Source organism: Lonepinella sp. BR2357, from assembly GCF_051851525.1.
Taxonomy (GTDB): domain Bacteria; phylum Pseudomonadota; class Gammaproteobacteria; order Enterobacterales; family Pasteurellaceae; genus Lonepinella.
The window spans coordinates 154,815-176,048 of sequence record NZ_JBPDVG010000004.1 but is presented as its reverse complement, the minus strand read 5'-3'; the positions used below and the strand labels follow the sequence as shown (position 1 = coordinate 176,048).

General features: G+C 40.8%; 24 protein-coding genes and 1 riboswitch. Of the genes, 15 read left to right on the top strand and 9 right to left on the bottom strand.

From position 1 onward, the window contains the following. The first annotated feature begins 8 nt into the window (after positions 1-8). Both ACTG7L_RS04000 and ACTG7L_RS03995 read left to right on the top strand, forming a co-directional pair. Positions 9-797, top strand: a complete 789-nt coding sequence (locus ACTG7L_RS04000; RefSeq protein WP_439327504.1) for an ABC transporter ATP-binding protein — start codon at positions 9-11, stop codon at positions 795-797. Between the two features lie 11 nt (positions 798-808). Next, positions 809-1,831, top strand: coding sequence for an ABC transporter substrate-binding protein (locus ACTG7L_RS03995; RefSeq protein WP_439327503.1), 1,023 nt, complete (start codon positions 809-811; stop codon positions 1,829-1,831). A gap of 27 nt (positions 1,832-1,858) precedes the next feature. On the opposite strand, the gene ACTG7L_RS03990 is transcribed toward ACTG7L_RS03995, so the two are convergent. From ACTG7L_RS03990 to ACTG7L_RS03980, 3 genes are read right to left on the bottom strand one after another with little or no spacing between them, the layout of a single operon-like run. Further along, positions 1,859-2,131 carry a heavy-metal-associated domain-containing protein gene (locus ACTG7L_RS03990; RefSeq protein WP_439327502.1) on the bottom strand — a complete coding sequence of 91 codons (273 nt, stop codon included), beginning with the start codon at positions 2,129-2,131 and terminating at the stop codon, positions 1,859-1,861. After that, positions 2,128-2,490, bottom strand: coding sequence for a hypothetical protein (locus ACTG7L_RS03985; protein WP_439327501.1), 363 nt, complete (start codon positions 2,488-2,490; stop codon positions 2,128-2,130). The genes ACTG7L_RS03990 and ACTG7L_RS03985 overlap by 4 nt, the downstream gene beginning before the upstream one ends. After that, entirely contained in the window at positions 2,465-3,568 is a 1,104-nt protein-coding gene (locus tag ACTG7L_RS03980; protein WP_439327500.1) for a transglutaminase-like domain-containing protein, read from the bottom strand. Before ACTG7L_RS03980 ends, ACTG7L_RS03985 begins: the two co-directional genes overlap by 26 nt. 192 nt (positions 3,569-3,760) lie before the next feature. Between ACTG7L_RS03980 and ACTG7L_RS03975 the strand changes: the two genes are divergently transcribed. After that, positions 3,761-4,057 (top strand): type II toxin-antitoxin system MqsR family toxin, encoded by a 297-nt coding sequence (locus ACTG7L_RS03975; protein ID WP_439327499.1) that lies wholly within the window; start codon positions 3,761-3,763, stop codon positions 4,055-4,057. Positions 4,058-4,059: 2 nt separating this feature from the next. After that, on the top strand, positions 4,060-4,455 hold the full coding sequence (locus tag ACTG7L_RS03970) for a type II TA system antitoxin MqsA family protein (protein WP_439327498.1): 396 nt from the start codon (positions 4,060-4,062) through the stop codon (positions 4,453-4,455). A gap of 12 nt (positions 4,456-4,467) precedes the next feature. Here ACTG7L_RS03970 and ACTG7L_RS03965 read toward each other — a convergent pair whose 3' ends face one another. Further along, entirely contained in the window at positions 4,468-6,282 is a 1,815-nt protein-coding gene (locus ACTG7L_RS03965; protein WP_439327497.1) for an AMP-dependent synthetase/ligase, read from the bottom strand. Positions 6,283-6,420: 138 nt separating this feature from the next. On the opposite strand from ACTG7L_RS03965, the gene ung reads away from it, so the two are divergent. The 4 genes from ung (at position 6,421) to pfkA (ending at position 9,590) form a co-directional block, all read left to right on the top strand. After that, the gene (ung, locus tag ACTG7L_RS03960; protein WP_439241221.1) at positions 6,421-7,089 is read left to right on the top strand and encodes a uracil-DNA glycosylase; all 669 of its coding nucleotides are present in this window, start codon (positions 6,421-6,423) and stop codon (positions 7,087-7,089) included. Positions 7,090-7,097: 8 nt separating this feature from the next. Further along, positions 7,098-7,874, top strand: a complete 777-nt coding sequence (gene yaaA, locus ACTG7L_RS03955) for a peroxide stress protein YaaA (protein ID WP_439327496.1) — start codon at positions 7,098-7,100, stop codon at positions 7,872-7,874. Positions 7,875-7,878: 4 nt separating this feature from the next. Further along, the gene (locus ACTG7L_RS03950; RefSeq protein WP_439327495.1) at positions 7,879-8,496 is read left to right on the top strand and encodes a 6-phosphofructokinase; all 618 of its coding nucleotides are present in this window, start codon (positions 7,879-7,881) and stop codon (positions 8,494-8,496) included. A 128-nt stretch (positions 8,497-8,624) separates the two neighbouring features. Beyond that, positions 8,625-9,590, top strand: coding sequence for a 6-phosphofructokinase (gene pfkA, locus ACTG7L_RS03945; protein WP_439327494.1), 966 nt, complete (start codon positions 8,625-8,627; stop codon positions 9,588-9,590). A 46-nt stretch (positions 9,591-9,636) separates the two neighbouring features. On the opposite strand, the gene ACTG7L_RS03940 is transcribed toward pfkA, so the two are convergent. The 3 genes from ACTG7L_RS03940 to queC are packed head-to-tail and all read right to left on the bottom strand — an operon-like array spanning position 9,637 to position 11,376. Beyond that, complete coding sequence (locus ACTG7L_RS03940; RefSeq protein ID WP_439257712.1) at positions 9,637-10,269, bottom strand: 7-carboxy-7-deazaguanine synthase QueE; 633 nt, start codon at positions 10,267-10,269, stop codon at positions 9,637-9,639. A 5-nt stretch (positions 10,270-10,274) separates the two neighbouring features. Further along, entirely contained in the window at positions 10,275-10,694 is a 420-nt protein-coding gene (gene queD, locus ACTG7L_RS03935) for a 6-carboxytetrahydropterin synthase QueD (protein ID WP_439257711.1), read from the bottom strand. Next, a complete protein-coding gene (gene queC / locus ACTG7L_RS03930; RefSeq protein WP_439327493.1) occupies positions 10,687-11,376 on the bottom strand; it encodes a 7-cyano-7-deazaguanine synthase QueC in 690 nt (229 codons plus the stop codon). The genes queD and queC overlap by 8 nt, the downstream gene beginning before the upstream one ends. A 3-nt stretch (positions 11,377-11,379) precedes the next feature. Next, positions 11,380-11,424, bottom strand: a riboswitch (PreQ1 riboswitch). Between the two features lie 150 nt (positions 11,425-11,574). Between queC and ACTG7L_RS03925 the strand changes: the two genes are divergently transcribed. Beyond that, positions 11,575-12,366, top strand: a complete 792-nt coding sequence (locus ACTG7L_RS03925; RefSeq protein WP_439327492.1) for a tetratricopeptide repeat protein — start codon at positions 11,575-11,577, stop codon at positions 12,364-12,366. Positions 12,367-12,458: 92 nt separating this feature from the next. Here ACTG7L_RS03925 and gap read toward each other — a convergent pair whose 3' ends face one another. Further along, on the bottom strand, positions 12,459-13,478 hold the full coding sequence (gap, locus tag ACTG7L_RS03920; protein ID WP_439327491.1) for a type I glyceraldehyde-3-phosphate dehydrogenase: 1,020 nt from the start codon (positions 13,476-13,478) through the stop codon (positions 12,459-12,461). 257 nt (positions 13,479-13,735) lie between these two features. Here gap and gmk point away from each other — a divergent pair, with 257 nt between their 5' ends. The 6 genes from gmk to ACTG7L_RS03890 all read left to right on the top strand — a co-directional run bounded on the left by gmk (position 13,736) and on the right by ACTG7L_RS03890 (position 20,634). Further along, positions 13,736-14,362 (top strand): guanylate kinase, encoded by a 627-nt coding sequence (gene gmk, locus ACTG7L_RS03915; RefSeq protein ID WP_439327490.1) that lies wholly within the window; start codon positions 13,736-13,738, stop codon positions 14,360-14,362. A 63-nt stretch (positions 14,363-14,425) separates the two neighbouring features. After that, entirely contained in the window at positions 14,426-14,692 is a 267-nt protein-coding gene (gene rpoZ / locus ACTG7L_RS03910; RefSeq protein WP_439241198.1) for a DNA-directed RNA polymerase subunit omega, read from the top strand. A 68-nt stretch (positions 14,693-14,760) separates the two neighbouring features. Further along, the gene (locus ACTG7L_RS03905) at positions 14,761-16,635 is read left to right on the top strand and encodes a RelA/SpoT family protein (protein ID WP_439327489.1); all 1,875 of its coding nucleotides are present in this window, start codon (positions 14,761-14,763) and stop codon (positions 16,633-16,635) included. A 2-nt stretch (positions 16,636-16,637) separates the two neighbouring features. Beyond that, complete coding sequence (gene recG / locus ACTG7L_RS03900) at positions 16,638-18,719, top strand: ATP-dependent DNA helicase RecG (RefSeq protein ID WP_439327488.1); 2,082 nt, start codon at positions 16,638-16,640, stop codon at positions 18,717-18,719. Positions 18,720-18,745: 26 nt separating this feature from the next. Beyond that, positions 18,746-19,525: a glutamate racemase gene (gene murI, locus ACTG7L_RS03895; protein WP_439327487.1), complete on the top strand. Its 780-nt coding sequence runs from the start codon at positions 18,746-18,748 to the stop codon at positions 19,523-19,525. 242 nt (positions 19,526-19,767) lie between these two features. Next, the gene (locus ACTG7L_RS03890) at positions 19,768-20,634 is read left to right on the top strand and encodes an Rpn family recombination-promoting nuclease/putative transposase (protein WP_439327486.1); all 867 of its coding nucleotides are present in this window, start codon (positions 19,768-19,770) and stop codon (positions 20,632-20,634) included. A 76-nt stretch (positions 20,635-20,710) separates the two neighbouring features. On the opposite strand, the gene ACTG7L_RS03885 is transcribed toward ACTG7L_RS03890, so the two are convergent. Beyond that, complete coding sequence (locus tag ACTG7L_RS03885; protein ID WP_439327485.1) at positions 20,711-21,055, bottom strand: DUF496 family protein; 345 nt, start codon at positions 21,053-21,055, stop codon at positions 20,711-20,713. Positions 21,056-21,234 lie beyond the last annotated feature (179 nt).

Here is a 21,234-nt window from a genome sequence, read left to right as displayed (position 1 = left end):
GTGTAAAAATGTTAAAAATTAAAAACTTATCCTTTCATCATGCCAAACAAGCGAGCTTGTTAGAAAATATCAATTTGCAGGTAAAGCAAGGGGAATTGCTCACTATTCTTGGGGCGAACGGTACAGGAAAATCCACCTTATTGAACTGTATCGCAGGACTACAGCAACCCAAGTGCGGTGAAATTTTATTGAATAATCGGAATCTTGCCGAATTAAGCCACAAGGAAATTGCTAAACACATTGCTTATGTCTCGCAACAGCCCCCCGAAACTTATCAATATGTAGTGAGAGATTATGTGGTACTCGGGCGAGCGGTGCATTTGAGTTTATTCGATCAACCGAGCGAACAAGATTTTGCTTTGGTGGATGACGCCTTAGCAAAATTAGGAATTTCGCATTTAAGCGACAAAATCTATATGCAGTTGAGTGGCGGTCAGAAACAGTTAGTCAATATCGCCAAAATTCTGGTACAACAACCGCAACTGATTTTATTTGATGAACCCACTTCTGCTTTGGATTACGGCAATGTGTTTAAAACCTTAACGCTGATTAAAGAACTGGCGGAACAAGGCTTTTCCATCATTATGACCACTCACAACCCCGATCATCCTATGTTATTACAAAGTAAATTACCCGACAGCTTAGTGGCTATTTTAACCGCCCAAGGCAAGTTACAAGTGGGCAAAACCCTTGATATTATTACTGAAAAAAATCTCACCGCACTTTACCAAACGGATCTACGAATGGTGGATGTGGCGGAACTCAATCGAAAAATTTGTGCAATTAAATCAATCTAAAAGGAATAAACATGAAATTAAAAAAATGGCTACTTGCCACCGCACTTTCCCTTAGCTTAACGGCGAACTTTGCTTTGGCGAAAACCATTACGGACGTCAAAGGGAAAAGCGTAGAAATCCCCGATCAAGTGGAGCGTGTCGTGGATTTATGGCATGCCAACAATCAAGTGGTGTTGTTGCTTGGCGGTGCGGATAAATTAGTCGGCACGACGAACATTATTAAATCAAATCCATGGTTTAATTTGGTCTATCCCAACATTAAAAACGTGCCAGCCATTAACAGCCAAAACAGCACGCAATTAGAAGAACTTATTGCGGCAAAACCTGATGTGGTGTTGGTGTCCAATAAACCGGCTCAAGAAGAAGTGGAAAAGGCCGGTTTAAAAGCGTTGTTAATTGGTTTTCAGAATTTTGATGGCCTAAAAAACACCGTACGTATTACGGCCGATGTGTTGGGCAATACGGCTCCAACCATTGCGGAAGAGTATATCAAAGAATTAGAGGCGAATATTGCGTTGGTGAATGAGCGTTTAAAAGATGTGCCACAGGAAAAACGCCCTACGGTGATCCACATTTCCAACGGCTCAAATTTATATAAAATTGACGGCGGTCGTTCGATTATTGGCGAATGGGTCAAACTCGGTGGAGGCCGTAATGCCTTTGAAGATCAAGCCAACTTGGTTGAAGTGGGTGTAGAAGATGTGCTAAAAGCCAATCCTGATGTGGTGATTGTGGGCAGTCAAAATGCAGATAAAGCAGTGGAACAAATTAAACAAGATCCCTTGTGGGCAAGCGTAAGTGCGGTGAAAAATAATCACGTTTTTGTAAATCCAACCGGCACATTCCCTTGGGATCGTTACAGTGCTGAAGAGGCCTTGCAAATTTTATGGGTAGCGAAGTTATTGCACCCTACCTTATTTGAAGATATTGATCTGGTGGCAAGAACCCAACAATTTTATAAAAAATACTACGATTACGATCTGAGTAAGGAAAATGCAGAGCAGATTTTGAAAGGGGCAAATCCTATTCAATAAGGTGAGTGGGGGGCGAATATATCGCCCCTAATTTTTCACAATGGCGTGATAATGCAACTTGTCAATCGCCTGAATGAGCTGTTCGTTTGTCACTTTTTCTTCTGCCACAATCTTCACCAACCGATCATTAAAATTGCCTTTGGTAGAAATCACGCCGTCAATAGCTCGCAATTCTTTGTTGACTAAATACACACAAAGTTGACAGTTCATTTCTTCAATATGCAAGGTGACATGTTTTTCCGCAGCGAAACTCAATGCTGAAAATAAACAACCGAGTAACAATATGACCCATTTTTTCATTCAACATACTCCAAGATTAACGGCAATAGCGTAGGGTAGCTTAACAAGAAAATAATGAACATAAATAAAATCCAGTAACCCCATAATAACGCTTTTCGAGATAAGTATTTCGTGCAAATGATCTTTTTGGAAAAGACCAATAACCAAAATCCATAACCGAATGCTCCCAAGGATAAAATCAGCATGGGAATGCGTAACCAATCCAGTTGATTTAAGCCAATTAGCCATGTGGATGACACCCCGAACAGCAAATAAATTAAGGGGGCAATGCAGCACAGGCTAGAGGTCACGGCAGCGATCAGTGCAGTGACACAGGCAGTCCAAAAGGATGGGCTATAATTCTTTTGAGATAAACTCATAACCGAAGGCTTTGGCATCATAAGAATTTAACGGATCGCCACCCACTTCTGCGTAAGGATAGCCGAAGTTATTGATTGGGGCGAGTTCTGGCGTAGGGTAAAGGTTGAAATCACGAGCGTGATTAAAGCCGATCCAGTTGGCTTCCCAGTTACCGAATAGGTATTTTGCCACCGCTTGGGTGTCTTTATCATTCACGGCTTTTTTCTCGGTTAAATGGTATTTTGCCACATCCGCAGAATCCACAGGCACCCAACCGAAACCGGCTAAATAAAATTCCGCACGGCAATGTTGACCGCCATTTTCATTCGCCACTTTGTCTTTCGCACCGCCAAAAGCCGATTTGGAATATTCGCCCATTTTCACCGCTTGACCTAAACGAATACCAAAAATTTCACGCGCAGGAATACCGGCAGCACGAGCTAATGCCACAAATACCGAATTAATGTCCGTACATTTGCCTTTTAATACGCCAGTGGTGAGTATTTTTTCTACATCACCGTCACCGCAACCTAATACGGAGTTATCACGTTCCATATTATTCACGATCCAATCATGAATTAATTTTGCTTGTTTCAATGGATTGGTTTCTTTGCCCACAATTTTATCGGCAAATGCTTTCACCACACCATCAATTTTAATATGTTGCGTCGGTTTTAAATATTGTTGCACATCCACCGAATATTCAATTTTTTCAGGGGCTTGATAGTCTTTTAATAAGCCTTGAACCATGGGTTCACGATCTTGCGTCTGCACCAATAATTTAACGGTTAAATCTCGTTTTTCTGCCTTTTCGTCCCAATTCGCATACAGGGTTTTAGCTCCGTATTGGTTATTTTCGGTAATATAGGCTTGCTTGAAATTACCTTTAAACTCAACAGATTGTACGGTTTGATAATCGGAATTAAATGGCAACGGCACCCACAACTTGGTTTCGCCTTTAGAACCTTGCGGTACATTTACCTGATAGGTTTGGGTTATTTCATAGGTATGTGTGGTGGTGTTAGGATTTGGCACGCTTTGTGCTTGAGCAAAGAATGCACTGCTTAAAAGTGCGGTGGTTAAAAGTAATTTTTTCATAGATTTCCTGTTAGATAAACAAACAAAACTTGTCACGTTTAAGTTCAGGGCTGCAAGCAGAATGAACTGGCTGTAAGCATACCTTAAGTAAGGAGAAAACAAAATGGATATTTCATTGAATAAGGAAAATATTTTACTTGTGTAATTTAGCTAATAGATTAAAATATAGCAAATAGATAAATTGAGAATGATATGGAAAAGCGTACGCCACATTGTAAGTTGGATAAAGTGAAATCCTTGATTGCCGAGGGAAAATATACACAAACACAATCGGCTATCATGGGGGCTGCGAGTATGGGAATTGATTATCATACCATGATAGAGATTGTGAATAATTTAACTTCGGCCGATTTTTATAAGAGTATGACCACCTATTCGAATCACCAGATTTGGCAAGATGTTTATCGCCCACATACCGAATATGGTGATGTTTATCTGAAATTAACCGTGATTGATGAAGTACTGATTGTGTCATTTAAGGAGCTATGATAATGAAATGTATCGAATGTGAACATGGCGAATATAGCCAAGATACCCGAGATATGTCTTATGTTTACAAAGGGCAAACAACGGTCATTCCAGCGGTATCGGGCAGGTATTGTAGCCATTGTGATAGCGTATTGGTTGATAATAAAGATGCTCAACGTGTTTCTGAGGCAATGCTTGAATTTAACAAACAAATTAATGCAACATTGGCTGATCCCCTTTATATTCAACGTGTTCGTAAAAAATTAAAATTAGATCAACGGCAAGCGGGGACGATTTTCGGTGGTGGCGTTACAGCCTTTTCTCGCTATGAAACTGGCAAGGCGACCCCACCGGTCGCTTTGGTTAAATTATTTAAAATTTTGGATAAACATCCTGATTTATTGGCAGAAGTGGCATAGTAAAATAGCTCGCTATTCTTTATGTTCTTTCTCCGCTTTTCCCTTATACATGGACTCAATCTGTTCACGATAGCGTTGTAAAATAATTTTACGACGCAGTTTGAGCGTTGGGGTGATTTCTTCCATTTTGGTGGTAAATGCTTGCGGTAATAAGGTGAATTTTTTAATTTGCTCGAAGTGAGCCAGTTCTTTTTGTAGATCGTTAATGCGTTTTTCAAACATCTGAATAATTTCAGAATTTTTGACTAATTCTAAGCGATCTTGATATTTAATATTCAACTGTTTAGCGTAGTCTTCTAAACTTTCAAAGCATGGAACGATTAAGGCGGAAACGTATTTTTTAGCGTCCGCAATGATCGCAATTTGTTCCACAAATTTGTCTTTGCCGATTTTTCCTTCGATCATTTGAGGGGCAATATATTTGCCGTTGGAGGTTTTCATCAGTTCTTTAATACGGTCGGTAATGTATAAATTGCCGTCCGCATCAAATTCACCGGCGTCACCGGTTTTTAAGAAACCGTCTGCGGTAAAGGCTTGGGCGGTTTCTTCGGGCTTTTTGTAATAGCCACGCATGACCATGCCACCACGCACCAAAATTTCGTTATCTTCCCCGATTTTGACTTCCGCATCTGGCATTAAGGTGCCAATAGAATTGGGGTTGAATTTCACATCATCCCAACAGGAAACGGTGGCGGTGGTTTCAGTCATACCATAGCCGAGTTTGACGTTTAAGCCGATACTGTGGAAAAATAAACCAATACTCGGTTCCAATTTGGCACCACCACAAGGCATCATGCGAATGCGTCCGCCGAGAAGTTGGCGGAGTTTGCTGAACACGATTTTATCCGCTAACGCATATTGTTTTTGCAATAAAAAAGACGGTTTGTGGTCTGATCCTTTCGCATGAAAATAACGTTCTCCCACTTTCAAGGCCCAGTTAAATAAGGCTCGGCGATAAAAGGGGGCTTGCTGTACTTTGTCCCAAACTGCGGTGTAAATTTTCTCATAAAAACGTGGCACCGCACACATAATCGTTGGGCGAACTTCGCTTAAGGCTTGGCGAACTTGGTTGGTGTCTTCCAAATAAGCATTGACCGCACCACAATGGAGAATATAGGCGACCCAAGCACGCTCAAAAATATGCGAGAACGGCAAGAAAGACAGCGATACGTCTTGTTCGGTTACGTTGAGTAATTTGTCGTGAGCTTGTAATTGATGGGCTAAGTTCGCATAATCTAACATTACGCCTTTGGGTTCGCCGGTGGTACCAGAAGTGTAAATTAGGGTAAAGAGATCATCAAGAGATTTGTCGGCAAGGCGTTGATCCAATTCAGGTTGGTATTGTTCTGAACCCAGTTGCACAAAATCAGACCAATGATAGGCCTTTTCGCAGTAATGCAAGGCAATATCGGGTGTCATGGCCACAATTTTTTCTAATTGTGGGCATTGATCTAACACGTCAAGAATCTGGTCATATTGTTCTTGTCCACCGACAAACAGGATTTTCATGTCAGCGTTGTTGATAATAAACGCCGCTTGATTAGCGGTGTTGGTGGCATAAATCGGTACAGTAACCGCTCGAATTTGCAAGGACGCAATATCGGTGATGGTCCAGTTTGGCATATTGTGAGCGAAAATGCCGATCTTATCTTGCACCTGTACGCCATTGGCCAATAAAGCGAGACTTAGTTCATCAATGTAAGATTGGAAATCCGCCCAATTCATATCGACCCATTGGTCTTGTTGTTTATAACGCAATGCGGTTTGTTTGGCGAGCGTTTTTGCTTGGTGGCGAATACGGTTGATAAAGTGAAAATCCAAACTCATGATTAAAATCCTGTGATATCGTTTTGTTTAGCGTACAAGTGTTCGCTAATATAACGATTTGTGAGAATAAAATCTAGTGAAAATGTCAGAAAATCGCTATACTTGTGGCGAAATGAGAAGGATTATAGGAAGAAAATCATGAAAACATGGCATGATGTGATTGGTGAAGAGAAACAAGCCCCTTATTTTCAACATATTTTGCAACAAGTTCATCAGGCAAGACAGGCCGGTAAAATCATTTATCCGCCCCAAAGCGAGATTTTTAATGCCTTTAAATTGACTGAATTTGAACAAGTGAAAGTGGTGATTTTAGGGCAAGATCCTTATCATGGGCCGAATCAAGCCCATGGTTTAGCTTTTTCGGTGAAACCACCCGTTGCTCCACCGCCGTCTTTAGTCAATATTTACAAAGAATTGCAACAAGAATATCCCGATTTTCACATGCCAAATCATGGCTCATTGCTAGCATGGGCGACGCAAGGTGTGTTATTATTAAACACCGTGTTAACTGTTGAGCAAGGACTTCCGCATTCTCATGCGAATTTTGGTTGGGAAACCTTTACTGATCGGGTGATTTCTGCCTTAAATCAACATCGTGAGCATGTGGTTTTTCTGTTGTGGGGTAGCCATGCGAAGAAAAAAGGGCAGTTTATTGATCGTCACAAACATTGTGTGTTAACAGCTCCCCATCCGTCGCCGTTATCGGTGTATCGTGGCTTTTTCGGCTGTGGGCATTTTCGTCAAGCCAATGATTATTTACGCCAACATCAGATCGCTGAAATTGATTGGCGTTTAGACAATATTTAAGGAATAACATGCTAGCCATTATCTCGCCAGCGAAAACATTAGATTATGAAAGTGCGGTGGAAAAATTTGAATTTTCTCAACCGCAGTTAACCCAATATAGTGAACAATTAATTCAGCTTTGCCGTCAACTTACGCCTGCTCAAATCGGTTCGTTAATGTCAATTAGTGATAAATTGGCTGGATTAAATGCCGCACGTTTTGCCGAATGGCAAGTGGCACATAATGAACAAAATGCTCGAGCTGCTATTTATGCTTTTAAAGGGGATGTTTATACTGGCTTGGCAGTGGAAAGTTTGAATAAAGACGATATTCAATTTGCTCAACAACATTTACGTATGTTGTCAGGGCTTTATGGCTTGTTGCGGCCGTTAGATTTAATGCAGCCTTACCGCTTAGAAATGGGTACCAAGTTGCAAAATCCACAAGGCAAGGATTTGTATCAATTCTGGGGAAATGTGATTACCGAGGCATTGCAGCAATCTCTGGAGCAACAAGGCGGTAATGTGTTGATTAATTTGGCATCAGATGAATATTTTAAATCAGTGAAAACGGATTTACTTCAAGCAAACATCATTAAACCTGTCTTTTTAGATTTAAAAAATGGCAAATATAAAGTCATTAGTTTCTATGCGAAAAAAGCACGTGGCTTAATGTGTCGCTATATGATTCAAAATCGGTTAACCCAAGCCGAGCAATTAAAGAGCTTTGATTTAGGCGGTTATTGGTTTGATGAAACCACATCCAGTGAGCAAGAATGGGTGTTTAAACGAGATTTAAGTGAGTAAAATAATGAAAAAATTAACCGCACTTTTGGCTTTATTAGGGCTATCGGGTTGTGTAACACAAACACAGCCATTATCCACTGAACCAGAACCACAGATTCAATTAAACGCACCAACAACAATTAAACATAACAACAAAAGCTATGTACTAAAATCTACCCAAGATTTAGGAAATATGGCACATTATGTTTATTTTACCCAAAAAGAAAATGGCAAGAATTGGAAAACAGCCGTAGAATTATTGCACGATCGTAACGAGAAAAATATTTCTTTGCAAGAACGTATTCAGTTAAGAGAAAAAGTCTATAAAGCGAATGAAGTGAAGTATTTTAATCTCAATACGGAAGATGATACGTTATATGCTTTTGTGATCTATGAGCCGAATAGTAGCCAAAATAATTGGCAATTAGAAGTGGCTCGGGCAGCAGATGTACAAGGTTGTGGCTTTGTGCAATATCAATATTCCTTAAAAATTCCGCAATCTCGCAAATTGGCGAATATGGGGATTATAAAATTAGTGGGCTATTTGAAGAAATATGCCATTGATAAAGAAATTGCACGTTTGCATAAATTAGCTTGGGATTGGCGTTGTGAATTGCCAACCGCACAAGCCGTACAAAATTAAACAGAAATTTAACTAGATCAAATTTTATGTGAAAATTGCGAAATTTTACTAGAGCCGAATAGGGGAATAGTGTAATCTTAGCACGCAAAAATTTATCGGATTTTTATATTTAATAAAAGGTAACAGACATGATTAAAAAAATTGCAGTATTAACCAGTGGTGGTGATGCACCAGGTATGAATGCCGCCATTCGTGCGGTGGTGCGTTCAGCATTAGATAAAGGTTTAGAAGTTTACGGTATTTATGATGGGTACCGTGGTTTACATCAAAATAATATTAAACCCTTAACACGTTATAGCGTATCGAATATCATTAACCGAGGCGGTACATTTTTAGGTTCTGCACGTTTCCCAGAATTTAAAGATCCGGCCGTACGTGCCGAGTGTGCGGAAATTTTACGTTCACATGGTATTGACGCCTTAGTGGTCATTGGTGGGGACGGTTCTTATACAGGTGCGAAATTATTAACCGAAGAACATGGTTTCCCTTGTATCGGTTTACCAGGTACTATTGATAACGATATTCCGGGTACCGATTACACCATTGGTTATCAAACCGCATTAGAAACTGCCGTTGTGTGTATTGACCGTTTACGTGATACATCAAGCTCACATAAACGTATTTCGATTGTGGAAATCATGGGGCGTCATTGTAGCGATTTAACTCTTTCAGCCGCCATTGCCGGGGGATGCGAATATGCGATTCCTGCTGAAATCGGTTTTAATAAAGAAGATTTGATTCAAGAAATTGAAAGCAGTTTCGCCGAGGGTAAAAACCACGCATTAATTGTAATTACAGAGTTAGTCACCGATGTACATCAATTAGCTAAAGATATTGAAGCTCGTGTGGGTAATGAAACTCGTGCAACCGTATTGGGTCATATTCAACGTGGTGGCACACCCTCTGCCTTTGACCGTATTTTGGCCTCTCGTATGGGTGTTTATGCGGTAGAACTTTTACTTCAAGGTGAAAAAGGGCGTTGTATTGGTATCAAAAACGAAAAATTGGTTCACCATGATATTATTGATGCCATTGATAATATGCGTCGTCCGTTTAAAGCAGATTTGTTAGACGTAGCGAATAAATTAGTTTAATTTCTCACTAAAATGCCCTGCTATTGTGTGCAGGGCTTTTTTTCGTCTACTCAATCCCAATCAACTTATGTGTCTGAATACTCAACTGCCATTTCGGCTTATTCGGGCGTTGATTGAGTTTGCCTAAAAACGTAATGGTTTCGAGCAAATTCATTTTGCCGTCAATTTCGCAAGGGGATAAATAATAATTATCCGCTTGGATTTTGCTTTCAATTAGCTGACAGAAATCTTGTACATTATCGTCTTTTTCATCGACCACAATGCGTACTTCGTGAGCAAATTCAATGCAGCGGTTTTGGTATTTTTTAGCATACATTGCCTTTGGGCTGGTGGCAATATAGTCAATTTGAGACGGAATTTCTTTTAAGCCATTGGTTTCAATGGCAAGAAAATAGCCGTCTGCTTTGAGGCGGTCTAACAGTAGTGCGATCCCTGCCTGAATCGTGGGTTCGCCACCAGTAATGATAATATTCTTGGCAGAAAATGACCGCACTTTTTGCAAGATTTGGCTTAATGTCCACTGCTCAAATTCATTGTAATTGGTGTCGCACCAAGGGCAAGCCAGATTACATTTGCCAAAACGCACAAAAATACTCGGCATGCCTGTATTTGCCCCTTCCCCTTGTAGGCTTTCAAAAATTTCGACAATGGGAAATTTGGGTTCATTAATTAAATGCACTGCGATTATTCTCGATATTCACAAAAGGAAGTCGGGGTTTCCCATAAGCGAATAGCAGAGATTGGCAATTCTGTTTTCAAACGATTAAACATAAAACGTGCCATTTCTTCGGCGGTGGTGCGTACTGGAATACCGAATGTTTTTGAATTTAACTCATTGAGTAAGTTGGCAATTTTACATTCTCTTTGGCTAGTAGTGTCATAAATAAAGGCATGATCCATGGGATCTAAAATAGCACGTTTGACCACAGTTTTCACATCCGTAAAATCGATTACCATGCCTTTTTTCGCTCCGTCAGCGACTAAATCACCGCTCACTTCTACCTGTAATTTATAAGTATGTCCATGCAAATTTTGGCACTTACCGTCATGACCGTCCAAAATATGTGCCATATCAAAGCTGAATTCTTTTGAAACTTTAAACATTTTTCACCGCACTTTGTTGTTTTAACATTAAATATTCGTTTAGCCCTTTATTGCGTAACAAGCAACTTGGACATTCTCCGCAACCACCGTCAACACCTAAATAACATGTGTGGCTATGTTGTTGCACATAATCTAACGCCCCCAATTCATCGGCTAATTGCCAAGTTTGGGCTTTGGTTAAATACATCAACGGCGTGATGACACGGAAATTATAATCCATGGCTAGGTTCAACGTGACATTCATGGATTTAATAAACACATCACGACAATCAGGGTAGCCACTAAAATCGGTTTCACATACGCCAGTGATAATATCAGTAATTCCTTGCCCTTTGGCGTAAATTGCCGCATAGAGTAAAAATAACGCATTGCGACCGTCCACTAGGGTATTGGGTACGCCGTTCTCGCCGGTTTTGATTTCTGTATTGCTCATCATAGCATTAGCAGAGAAAATCTGCGTACTTTCCATATCAATTAGGGTTTGTTTTATGCCGAGATCTTGGCAAATCCATTGCGCTTTATCTAATTCAATAGCGTGACGTTGTCCATATTTAAACGTGATAGTTTCCACGTTATTTTTGCCATATTGTTGAATCGCTTGAAGTAAGCAGGTGGTGGAATCCTGTCCACCTGAAAAGATCACCACCGCCTTGCGGTCGTGATTCGGATTGAAAAGTTGCATTGTGTTTCCTTAGTTTTTTAGCGTGGGAGGGTTGCGAACCACGTTGTTTATCATATAAAAGTGCGGTGCATTTTAGCAGAGTTTTTGGTGGTTGTCCTGATTTTATTGTGGTTGAACAATAGCTCTTATAATAGGACGAATTGTGTAAAATAAAAATAATGGTAGAATGACGAAGATTTTTATTTATAGGGAGATTCAATGATGGTTAAAAAATTACTTTTAGCAACCTTAATAGGTTTGTCATTTTCTACGACTTATGCCAATGAAATTGATGATTTAACGGTAAAGGCAGAACAAGGCGATGAACGTTCGCAATTTGATTTGGCAATGAAATATTATGAAGGCAATGGTACAGCACAAGATTATCCGAAAGCCTTTGAATTATTTAAAAAATTGGCTGAGCGTGGTTATGCAAGTGTGCAATATAATTTGGCTTTAATGTATAGAAATGGACAAGGTACGAAACAAGATGACAAGCAGGCTTTGTATTGGTATCAAAAAGCTGCAGAGCAAGATCATGCGGGTGCGCAGCACAATCTTGCGTTAATGTATAAGAAGGGGCAAGGCACAAAACAAGATTATAAAAAAGCGTTATCTTGGTTTCAAAAAGCCGCTGAGAAAGGTGATCCTGATGCCCAAACTCAGATTGGGGGTTTATATTACAATGGGCAGGGTGTAAAACAAGATTATAAACAGGCATTCCATTGGTATCAAAAAGCAGCAGAGCAAGGATTGGCTTCTGGGCAGTTTAACCTTGCTTTAATGTATGAGAAAGGGCGAGGGGTGAAGCAGGATTATAAGAAAGCAGCCGATTGGTATCAAAAAGCGGCTACGCAAGGGGTGGCTGAGGCACAGTATAATTTGGGATTTTTATATTATAGTGGGCAAGGTGTAAAACAAGATAAACGACTAGCGAAAAAGTGGTTTGGTCAGTCTTGCGATAGCGGTTTACAAGATGGTTGTGATAGTTATCGTAAATTGACTGAGTAAGGGTATTAAATAGCCAGTTAGTTTTTCATTTAACTAGGCAAAAACCCAATCACTTCCGTGATTGGGTTTCTTTTTCAAATGCTAATTAAAAATTAACCTTTGTAATTATAAACGTGAGCTACTAAGTCTAATACTTTGTTTGAGTAGCCAGTTTCGTTGTCATACCAAGACACTAATTTCACGAAAGTATCCGTTAAAGCGATACCTGCGTCTGCATCGAATACTGAAGTTTCAACGGCACCGTTGAAGTCAGTAGAAACGACGGCATCTTCAGTGTAGCCTAACACGCCTTTTAATTCGCCGTTGAATGTTTTACCTTCCGCAGCATCTTTGATGGCTTTTTTGATTTCTTCGTAGCTTGCTGCTTTTTCAAGATTTACAGTTAAGTCAACCACAGAAACGTTAGTAGTAGGAACACGGAACGCCATACCTGTTAATTTGCCGTTTAATGCTGGTAATACTTTACCAACCGCTTTAGCAGCACCAGTTGAAGATGGGATGATGTTTTGAGATGCACCACGACCACCACGCCAGTCTTTAGCAGATGGACCATCAACGGTTTTTTGCGTTGCTGTAGTGGCGTGAACTGTGGTCATTAAACCGTCTTTGATACCGAAAGTTTCGTGGATAACACGGGCTAATGGTGCTAAGCAGTTTGTTGTACAAGATGCGTTAGACACAATTGGTTCGCCTTTATAAGAGTTGAAGTTTACACCTTTTACGAACATTGGAGTGGCGTCTTTAGATGGACCAGTTAAAACCACTTTTTTTGCACCAGCGGTGATGTGTTTCTCAGCGGTTTCTTTAGTTAAGAATAAACCTGTTGCTTCAACGGCGATATCCACACCGATTGCACCCCAGTTTAAGTTAGCTGGATCACGTTCAGCAGTCACACGGATTTCTTTACCGTTTACCACTAATTTGCCATCACGCACTTCAACAGTACCGTCAAAACGACCGTGAGTTGAATCGTATTTTAACATGTAAGCCATGTAATCAACGTCGATTAAGTCGTTGATACCTACCACTTCAATGTCTGAACGTTTTTGTGCAGCACGGAATACGATACGACCGATACGGCCAAAGCCGTTAATACCAATTTTAATTGCCATAAGATTTTCACCTATTATTTAAAGTTAAACAAAATTTGTACAGTTCATGACTTTGGTTAAGTCAACTACCTGACAGTCGGCGATTATAGCACGATTTTTTTAAATAACGAAATAATCGGCATGCCGTTGTGCGAAACTTTTGTGATCTCGATCAAATTTTTGAATTAAATTATTATTAAAATTTTCACCGCACTTTATAATGCTTTTTATCGGCCTTAAGGGCATAATAGGGAAAAATATCATCATAAGGGGGAAATATGGCACAAGGTAATTTATATATTTTATCGGCACCCAGTGGCGCAGGGAAATCATCATTGATTTCGGCTTTGTTAGACAAGGAACAAGGGAAAAACAGAATGGTGTCAGTGTCGCACACCACCCGTCAGCCACGCCCCGGGGAAGTGGACGGTGTCCATTATCATTTTGTTTCGGTGGCGGAATTTGAATCCCTGATTGAACAAGGGGCGTTTTTGGAATATGCCAAGGTGTTCGGTGGCAATTATTATGGCACGTCGTTACCGGCCATTGAAAAAAATCTGGCGCAAGGTATAGATGTCTTTTTGGATATTGATTGGCAAGGCGCCAGACAGATCCGAGAAAAAGTGCGGTCAGTAAAAAGTATTTTTATTTTGCCACCGTCATTGCCAGAATTAGAACGCCGTTTAATTGGGCGAGGACAGGACAGTGCTGAGGTGATTGCCGATCGGATGGCAAAGGCCAAAGCGGAAATTTCCCATTATGATGAATATGATTATGTGATTATCAATGACAATTTTGAGCAAGCATTAGTGGACTTGCAAAGCATTTTGCGAGCCGAAAAACTGACTTTAGGCTATCAAAAACAGGAAAATCAAGGCTTAATTCATGAATTACTAGCAAAATAGCCTGCAGTTTAGTATTATATTTCCCTTTATAGCAAAAAATGTGAATTATTATTGGAGTAAAATATGGCGCGTGTAACCGTACAAGACGCAGTGGAAAAAATTGGTAATCGTTTTGACTTGATTTTAACGGCCTCTCGTCGTGCAAGACAATTACAGTTAAATCAATCAGAACCTCTGGTGCCTGAGGAAAATGATAAACCGACGGTAATCGCTTTAAGAGAGATTGAAAAAGGGTTGATTAATGATGAAATTATGAATCAGCAAGAACGTCATGATGCCTTTGCTTATGCGGAAAAAGAAACCCAAGCAACGGCCTTTGTGACGGAATAAGTGCGGTTCATTTTCTGGCATTTTAGGTTCGCTGTTTGACATCTAAAGTAAGTATAAGGTAAGTAAATATGCTTTTTTTTGAACCGTTAGAAAAGATTATTCAGGAATATTTACCCGCTGAACAAATTGAGTTGATTAAACGTGCTTTCTTGATGGCTAAAGACGGTCATGAGGGGCAATTTCGTTCAAGTGGTGAGCCTTATATTACCCATCCCGTGGCGGTGGCCTGTATTATCGCAGACATGCACTTGGATCATGAGGCCGTGATGGCCGCCTTGTTGCATGATGTGATTGAAGATACGCCTTATACGGAAGAACAGTTGACCGCAGCCTTTGGTAAATCGGTGGCGGAAATTGTGGACGGCGTGTCGAAATTGGACAAACTGAAATTCCGTACTCGCCAAGAAGCCCATGCGGAAAGTTTCCGCAAGATGATTTTAGCCATGACGAAAGATATTCGTGTGGTGTTAATCAAGCTCGCTGACCGCACCCATAATATGCGTACCTTAGGGGCGTTACGTCCTGACAAGCGTCGCCGTATCGCGAAAGAAACCCTTGAAATTTACAGTCCTTTGGCTCATCGTTTAGGCATTGAACATGTTAAAAATGAACTAGAAGATCTGTGCTTTCAGGCCATGCACCCGCAACGTTATGCGGTGTTACAAAAAGTTATTCAGTTGGCCCGTAGTCGTCAGCAAGAATTGATTCAACCGATTTTAGATGGATTACAAACTCGTCTAAAAAATGTTCCGATTACCGCTCGAGTATTTGGGCGTGAAAAACCGCTGTTTTATATTTATCAAAATATGAAACAACGTGATCAAGAATTTCGTTCTATTTTAGATATTTATGATTTCCGCATTATCGTCAACAGCGTTGATGAATGTTACCGCACTTTAGGCGTGGTACATGCCTTGTATAAACCTCGTGCTGGCCAGTTTAAAGATTATATTGCGGTGCCAAAAGCCAATGGTTATCAGGCTTTGCATACCTCGACGATTGGACCGAAAGGTGTGTTGGTGGAAATTCAGATCCGCACCGAAGAAATGGATAATATGGCGGAAATGGGGATTACCGCTCATTGGGCTTATAAAGTAGACGGCAAGAACGACAGCACCACCGCACAAATTAAGGCGCAACGTTGGCTCCAAAGTTTGATTGAATTACAGCAAAGTGCGGGCAATTCGTTTGAATTTATTGAAAGCGTGAAGTCCGATTTATTCTCGCACGAAATTTATGTGTTCACGCCGAAAGGACGGATTATTGAATTGCCACAAGGGGCAACCGCCGTGGATTTTGCTTATGCGGTACATACAGATGTGGGCAATAAATGTATCGGTGCCCAAGTGGATCGGGAAGATTATCCGCTTTATCAACCGTTATCTTCTGGACAAACGGTGGATATTGTGACGGACGACAATGCTAGACCGCAAGAAAACTGGTTAAATTCCGTGGTAACGGGGAGAGCCAGAGCAAAAATTCGACAAGAATTAAAAAATTGGGCAGAAAATACCGCAGTTTCTGCACCGTCGGTCAAGGCCCGTATTTTGGCGAATTGTTGCCATCCAATTTGGGGCGATCCTATTTGTGCCTATGAAGATGAACACAATCGTTTGGTGGTTCATCATAAAAACTGCGCAACCTTAACTTGTCATCAAGGGCATTTTGCGTTGTTAGATTGGACAGATCATATTGCAGATCAACATTTTGAAGTGGAATTACGCATTGAGATGCGAGAACAACAGGCTTTGGGTTTAATCATGATGGCCTTATCTACCTTGCAAAGTCAGGTGCATAGTGTCTGGACAGAAGAAGATGGCGATAGCTCGTTTGCCGTTTTAGTGATTACGACACAAAATACCAAACATTTGGCCAAAATGGTGCGTAAAATTCAGCACCTTGCTGGCGTAGTGCGTGTTGAACGCAATATTAATGCTGTGTAATCATGAGCCTACAACTTCTTGATGCCGTTCCTTTAACCACTTTATCGGGTGTGGGTGCGGCAGTTTCCGCCAAGTTAAGCCGTTTAGGTATTAATAATTTACAAGACCTATTATTTCATTTACCCACTCGTTATGAAGATCGTACTTGCATTACACCGATTGCAGATCTTCGTCCTGAACAATACGCCACCATTGAGGCCGTAGTACAAACTTGCGACGTCCAATTCGGTCGTCGCCCGATCTTAACGGTGAGCCTGTCAGATGGTACGGCGAAAATCATGTTGCGTTTCTTTAACTTTAATGCGGGCATGAAAAACAGCTTTCAAATTGGCGTGCGAGTGAAAGCCTTTGGTGAAGTGAAACGAGGTCGGTTTATGGCGGAAATTCATCACCCTGAGTACCAAATCATTCGGGATAATCAGCCGTTGCAATTAGATGAAACGCTCACACCGATTTATGCTACCACGGAGGGGCTAAAACAAACGTCCTTGCGCAAGCTCACCGATCAAGCCCTTGAATTATTAGATAAGATCCAAATTGCGGAAATTTTACCCAATGAATTTAACCCAAATCCCTTTAGCCTAAAAGACGCCATTCGCTTTTTACACCGCCCACCGCCTGATATTTCCCTAGACATGCTCGAAAAAGGGCAACACCCCGCTCAAGTGCGGTTAATTTTTGAAGAATTATTGGCGCATAATTTAGCCATGCAAAAAGTCCGTTTGGGGACGCAGCAACATTATGCGTTGCCGTTGCACTATCAAACGGATTTAAAACAACGTTTTCTAGCAAAATTGCCGTTTCAACCCACCAATGCGCAACAGCGAGTCACGGCAGATATTGAACAAGATTTAGCCTTAGATCATCCAATGATGCGACTCGTGCAAGGCGATGTGGGATCGGGCAAAACCTTAGTGGCAGCCCTTGCTGCTTTGTTGGCGATTGATAATGACAAACAGGTCGCCTTAATGGCACCCACTGAAATTTTAGCCGAACAACACGCCCAAAATTTCCGCCGTTGGTTTGAGCCGTTGGGGATTGAAGTGGGTTGGTTGGCTGGCAAAGTGAAAGGCAAAGCTCGTACCGCCGAATTAGAAAAAATCCAAACAGGGGCGGTACAAATGGTCGTCGGTACGCACGCCTTATTTCAACAAGAAGTAGAATTTGCCAATTTAGCCTTGGTGATTATTGATGAACAACACCGTTTCGGCGTGCATCAACGTTTAATGTTGCGAGAAAAAGGCGAAAAAGCGGGCTTTTATCCGCACCAATTAATTATGACGGCGACCCCAATTCCGAGAACGCTGGCAATGACCGTGTATGCGGATTTGGATACGTCGATTATTGATGAACTTCCCCCAGGGCGAACGCCGATTACCACCGTAGTAATGTCCGAAGAACGCCGAGCTGAAATCGTGGCACGGGTGCATAATGCCTGTACGCAAGAAAAACGCCAAGCCTATTGGGTGTGTACACTGATCGATGAAAGCGAAGTATTGGAAGCCCAAGCCGCCGAAGCCATTGCAGAAGACTTGCGTAATGCCTTGCCACAGTTACGCATTGGCTTAGTTCACGGACGGCTAAAACCTGCCGAAAAACAACAGATTATGCAGTCATTTAAAGAGGCCAAACTGGATTTGTTGGTGGCAACCACAGTGATAGAAGTGGGGGTAGATGTGCCCAATGCGAGCCTAATGATTATTGAAAATGCCGAACGGTTGGGTTTATCGCAGTTACACCAATTACGTGGACGGGTTGGGCGCGGTAGTACGGCGTCTTTTTGCGTGCTAATGTATAAACCGCCGTTGGGCAAAATTTCGCAAAAACGCTTGCAAGTGTTGCGAGATAGTCAAGACGGTTTTGTGATTTCCGAGCGAGATTTGGAAATTCGGGGGCCGGGGGAAGTGCTAGGTACCAAACAAACGGGCGTGGCGGAATTTAAAGTCGCCAATTTAATGCGAGATCGCAAAATGATCCCAACCGTGCAACATTATGCGAAACAACTGATTGTAAAATACCCCGATGTGGCAGATGCGTTGATTAAACGTTGGTTAAATAATAAAGAAATATATAGTAACGCTTAAAGTGCGGTATTTTTTGAGAAGATTTTATGACAACGATACTTTTATATGATTCAGGAATGGGCGGTTTAACTATCTATGATGCCGTTCGCCATCATTTCCCTAACGCACGCTATTTGTATTGCTTGGACAACGCCTTTTTTCCCTATTCGGAAAAATCCACGCCCTTATTAATTGAGCGAGCAGAAAAAATTGTGGGGACATTAGCCGAGCAATTCGCCATTGATATGGTGGTGGTGGCATGCAACACCGCTAGCACCGTGGTATTGCCCGCCTTGCGAGCCAAATTTGCCTTTCCTGTGGTGGGAACGGTACCCGCCATTAAACCCGCAGCCAAATTATCGCAAACTAAAGTCATCGGTTTATTGGCGACTAAAGGCACGGTAGAACGGGATTATGTGACAGATCTTATTGAAAAATACGCCCCCGATTGCACCGTGGAAAAAATCGGCTCCACCGCTTTAGTGGAAATGGCAGAGCAAAAACAGCAAACAGGTAAATTGGATTTAGCTCATTTAGCCAATGAAATTAAACCTTGGCAACACATCGACGCACTGGACACCGTGATTTTAGGCTGCACCCATTTCCCCCTAGTAAAAGACGAATTACACCAATTATTACCGCAAGTGAAATATTTTGTGGATCCCGCAGAAGGCATTGCCAATCGAGTCGCCAGTTTATTGGCGGACGTGAGCGATGCAACCGCAGAAAATATCGCTTTTTGTACCCAACGCCCCGATGATTTTCAGCAGAAAGAAAAAGTGTTAAAGGATTGGGGATTTGTGGGGCTGCAATTGTTGGCGGTGTAAAAACACGCCGTGGGGCGATGGAATGACAATCTGCTATTATTTAACGGCTTTATTTTTGAGCAAAACTCCAGTAATCAAAGGCACTCAATGACGGTTGGGTGCTTTTTTATGCAAAATACATAAGGTTTCTCTCTTTAAAATACGTATTTTTGTGATCTTGATTCCAAAATGAAATATCAAATCTTGTGATTTTTAGACCGCAGTGAATAATGCTCCTACTTATTTCAAAAGGGAGTAACACAATGCAACAATTTTCACGCTATATTGATCTGACTACCGATTACGGCTTTAAACGTGTTTTTGGTACGGATGTGAACAAAGATATATTGATTGATTTTCTTAATGATTTATTTCAAGGTAGAAAAATCATTAAAGATTTGGTTTACAACAAAAATGAACAGGTGGGCGATACGTCCAAATTAGGTACAGTGATTTTTGACTTGATTTGTACCGCAGATGACGATAGTCAATTTATCATTGAAGTCCAACGCAGTCGTCAAGAAAATTTCAAAGAACGTACTATTTATTACGGCAGTAAACTTATCAGCGACCAAGCACTTAAAGGTAAACGAGAACAATGGGCGTATGCCATTAACGAAGTGTATGTGATTGCAATTATGGACGGTTTTCACTTTTCCGATACGCAAGATTACTTGCACGATATTTGCCTTTGCAACCGAAAGACAGGGGAAATCTTTTATGATAAACTGGGTTTCATCTATATTGAATTGCTCAATTTTAGCAAAACAGAAAATGCACTAGAAAGCGATTTGGATAAATGGTTATTTGTGTTAAAAAATATGTCAAGATTAGACAAATTGCCCGTTTATTTGAAAAAGCCGATTTTTCAAAAACTGTTCCAAATTGCCGAATACAGCAACCTAAGTAAAGGGGAAAAGGAAATGTATGATGTTAGCTTAAAACGCAAATGGGACGAATACGCCGTAAAACAGTATTGGAAAAAAGAAGGCTTACAGGAAGGAATTCAAGAAGGCAAGCTAGAAAATATGAAGTCGGTAACAAGGAATATGCTTTCCCTTGGTTTGGATGTAGAACTTATTTCTAAAGCGGTTGGTTTATCGGTTGAAGAAATCAAAAAATTGCAGTGATAGGCGTGGAATTGGGGGAGAGGAGCCTATCCCCCATTTTGTTATAGGCTCTTTAAAGGTATATGTTAAAGCAAAATTATTTGTTGTTTTTGCCTAATAAAGCCGCATGAGCTTTATTTTGCTCTTTCATTTTTGCTTTGATTTCACGGCGTTGTTTGGAAAGATCGGCGTTTTTGATCATATAATCATCCACACGGCCTTCATAGTCATCATGCATATTTTCGATAATCGCACGCACATCCGCAATACTCATATCGTCACGAATATACTCGTTCAAATTATCCAATAACAACAAACGTTTTTTATTGTCACGAATTTTGCGGTCATTATCGCCAATTTCACGTAATAACTTATTACGTTGACGATATAAACGCACATATTCTAAAACGTCTTGGAAGGATTGTTTATTCACATTTTCCATAATTTTGTACTCACTATTAAAAAAGATAGCTTAATTTATCCTTTTTTGTCAGTTTCGTCAAAGTGTTAATGCAGAATTTATGGTTAAGATCAATTTTTTCAGGGGATTTCGTGAAAAATTCGTTGCCTATCGGCGGTTGTGGTGGTAAAACATAACAATTATTTTAATAGAAAATGCAA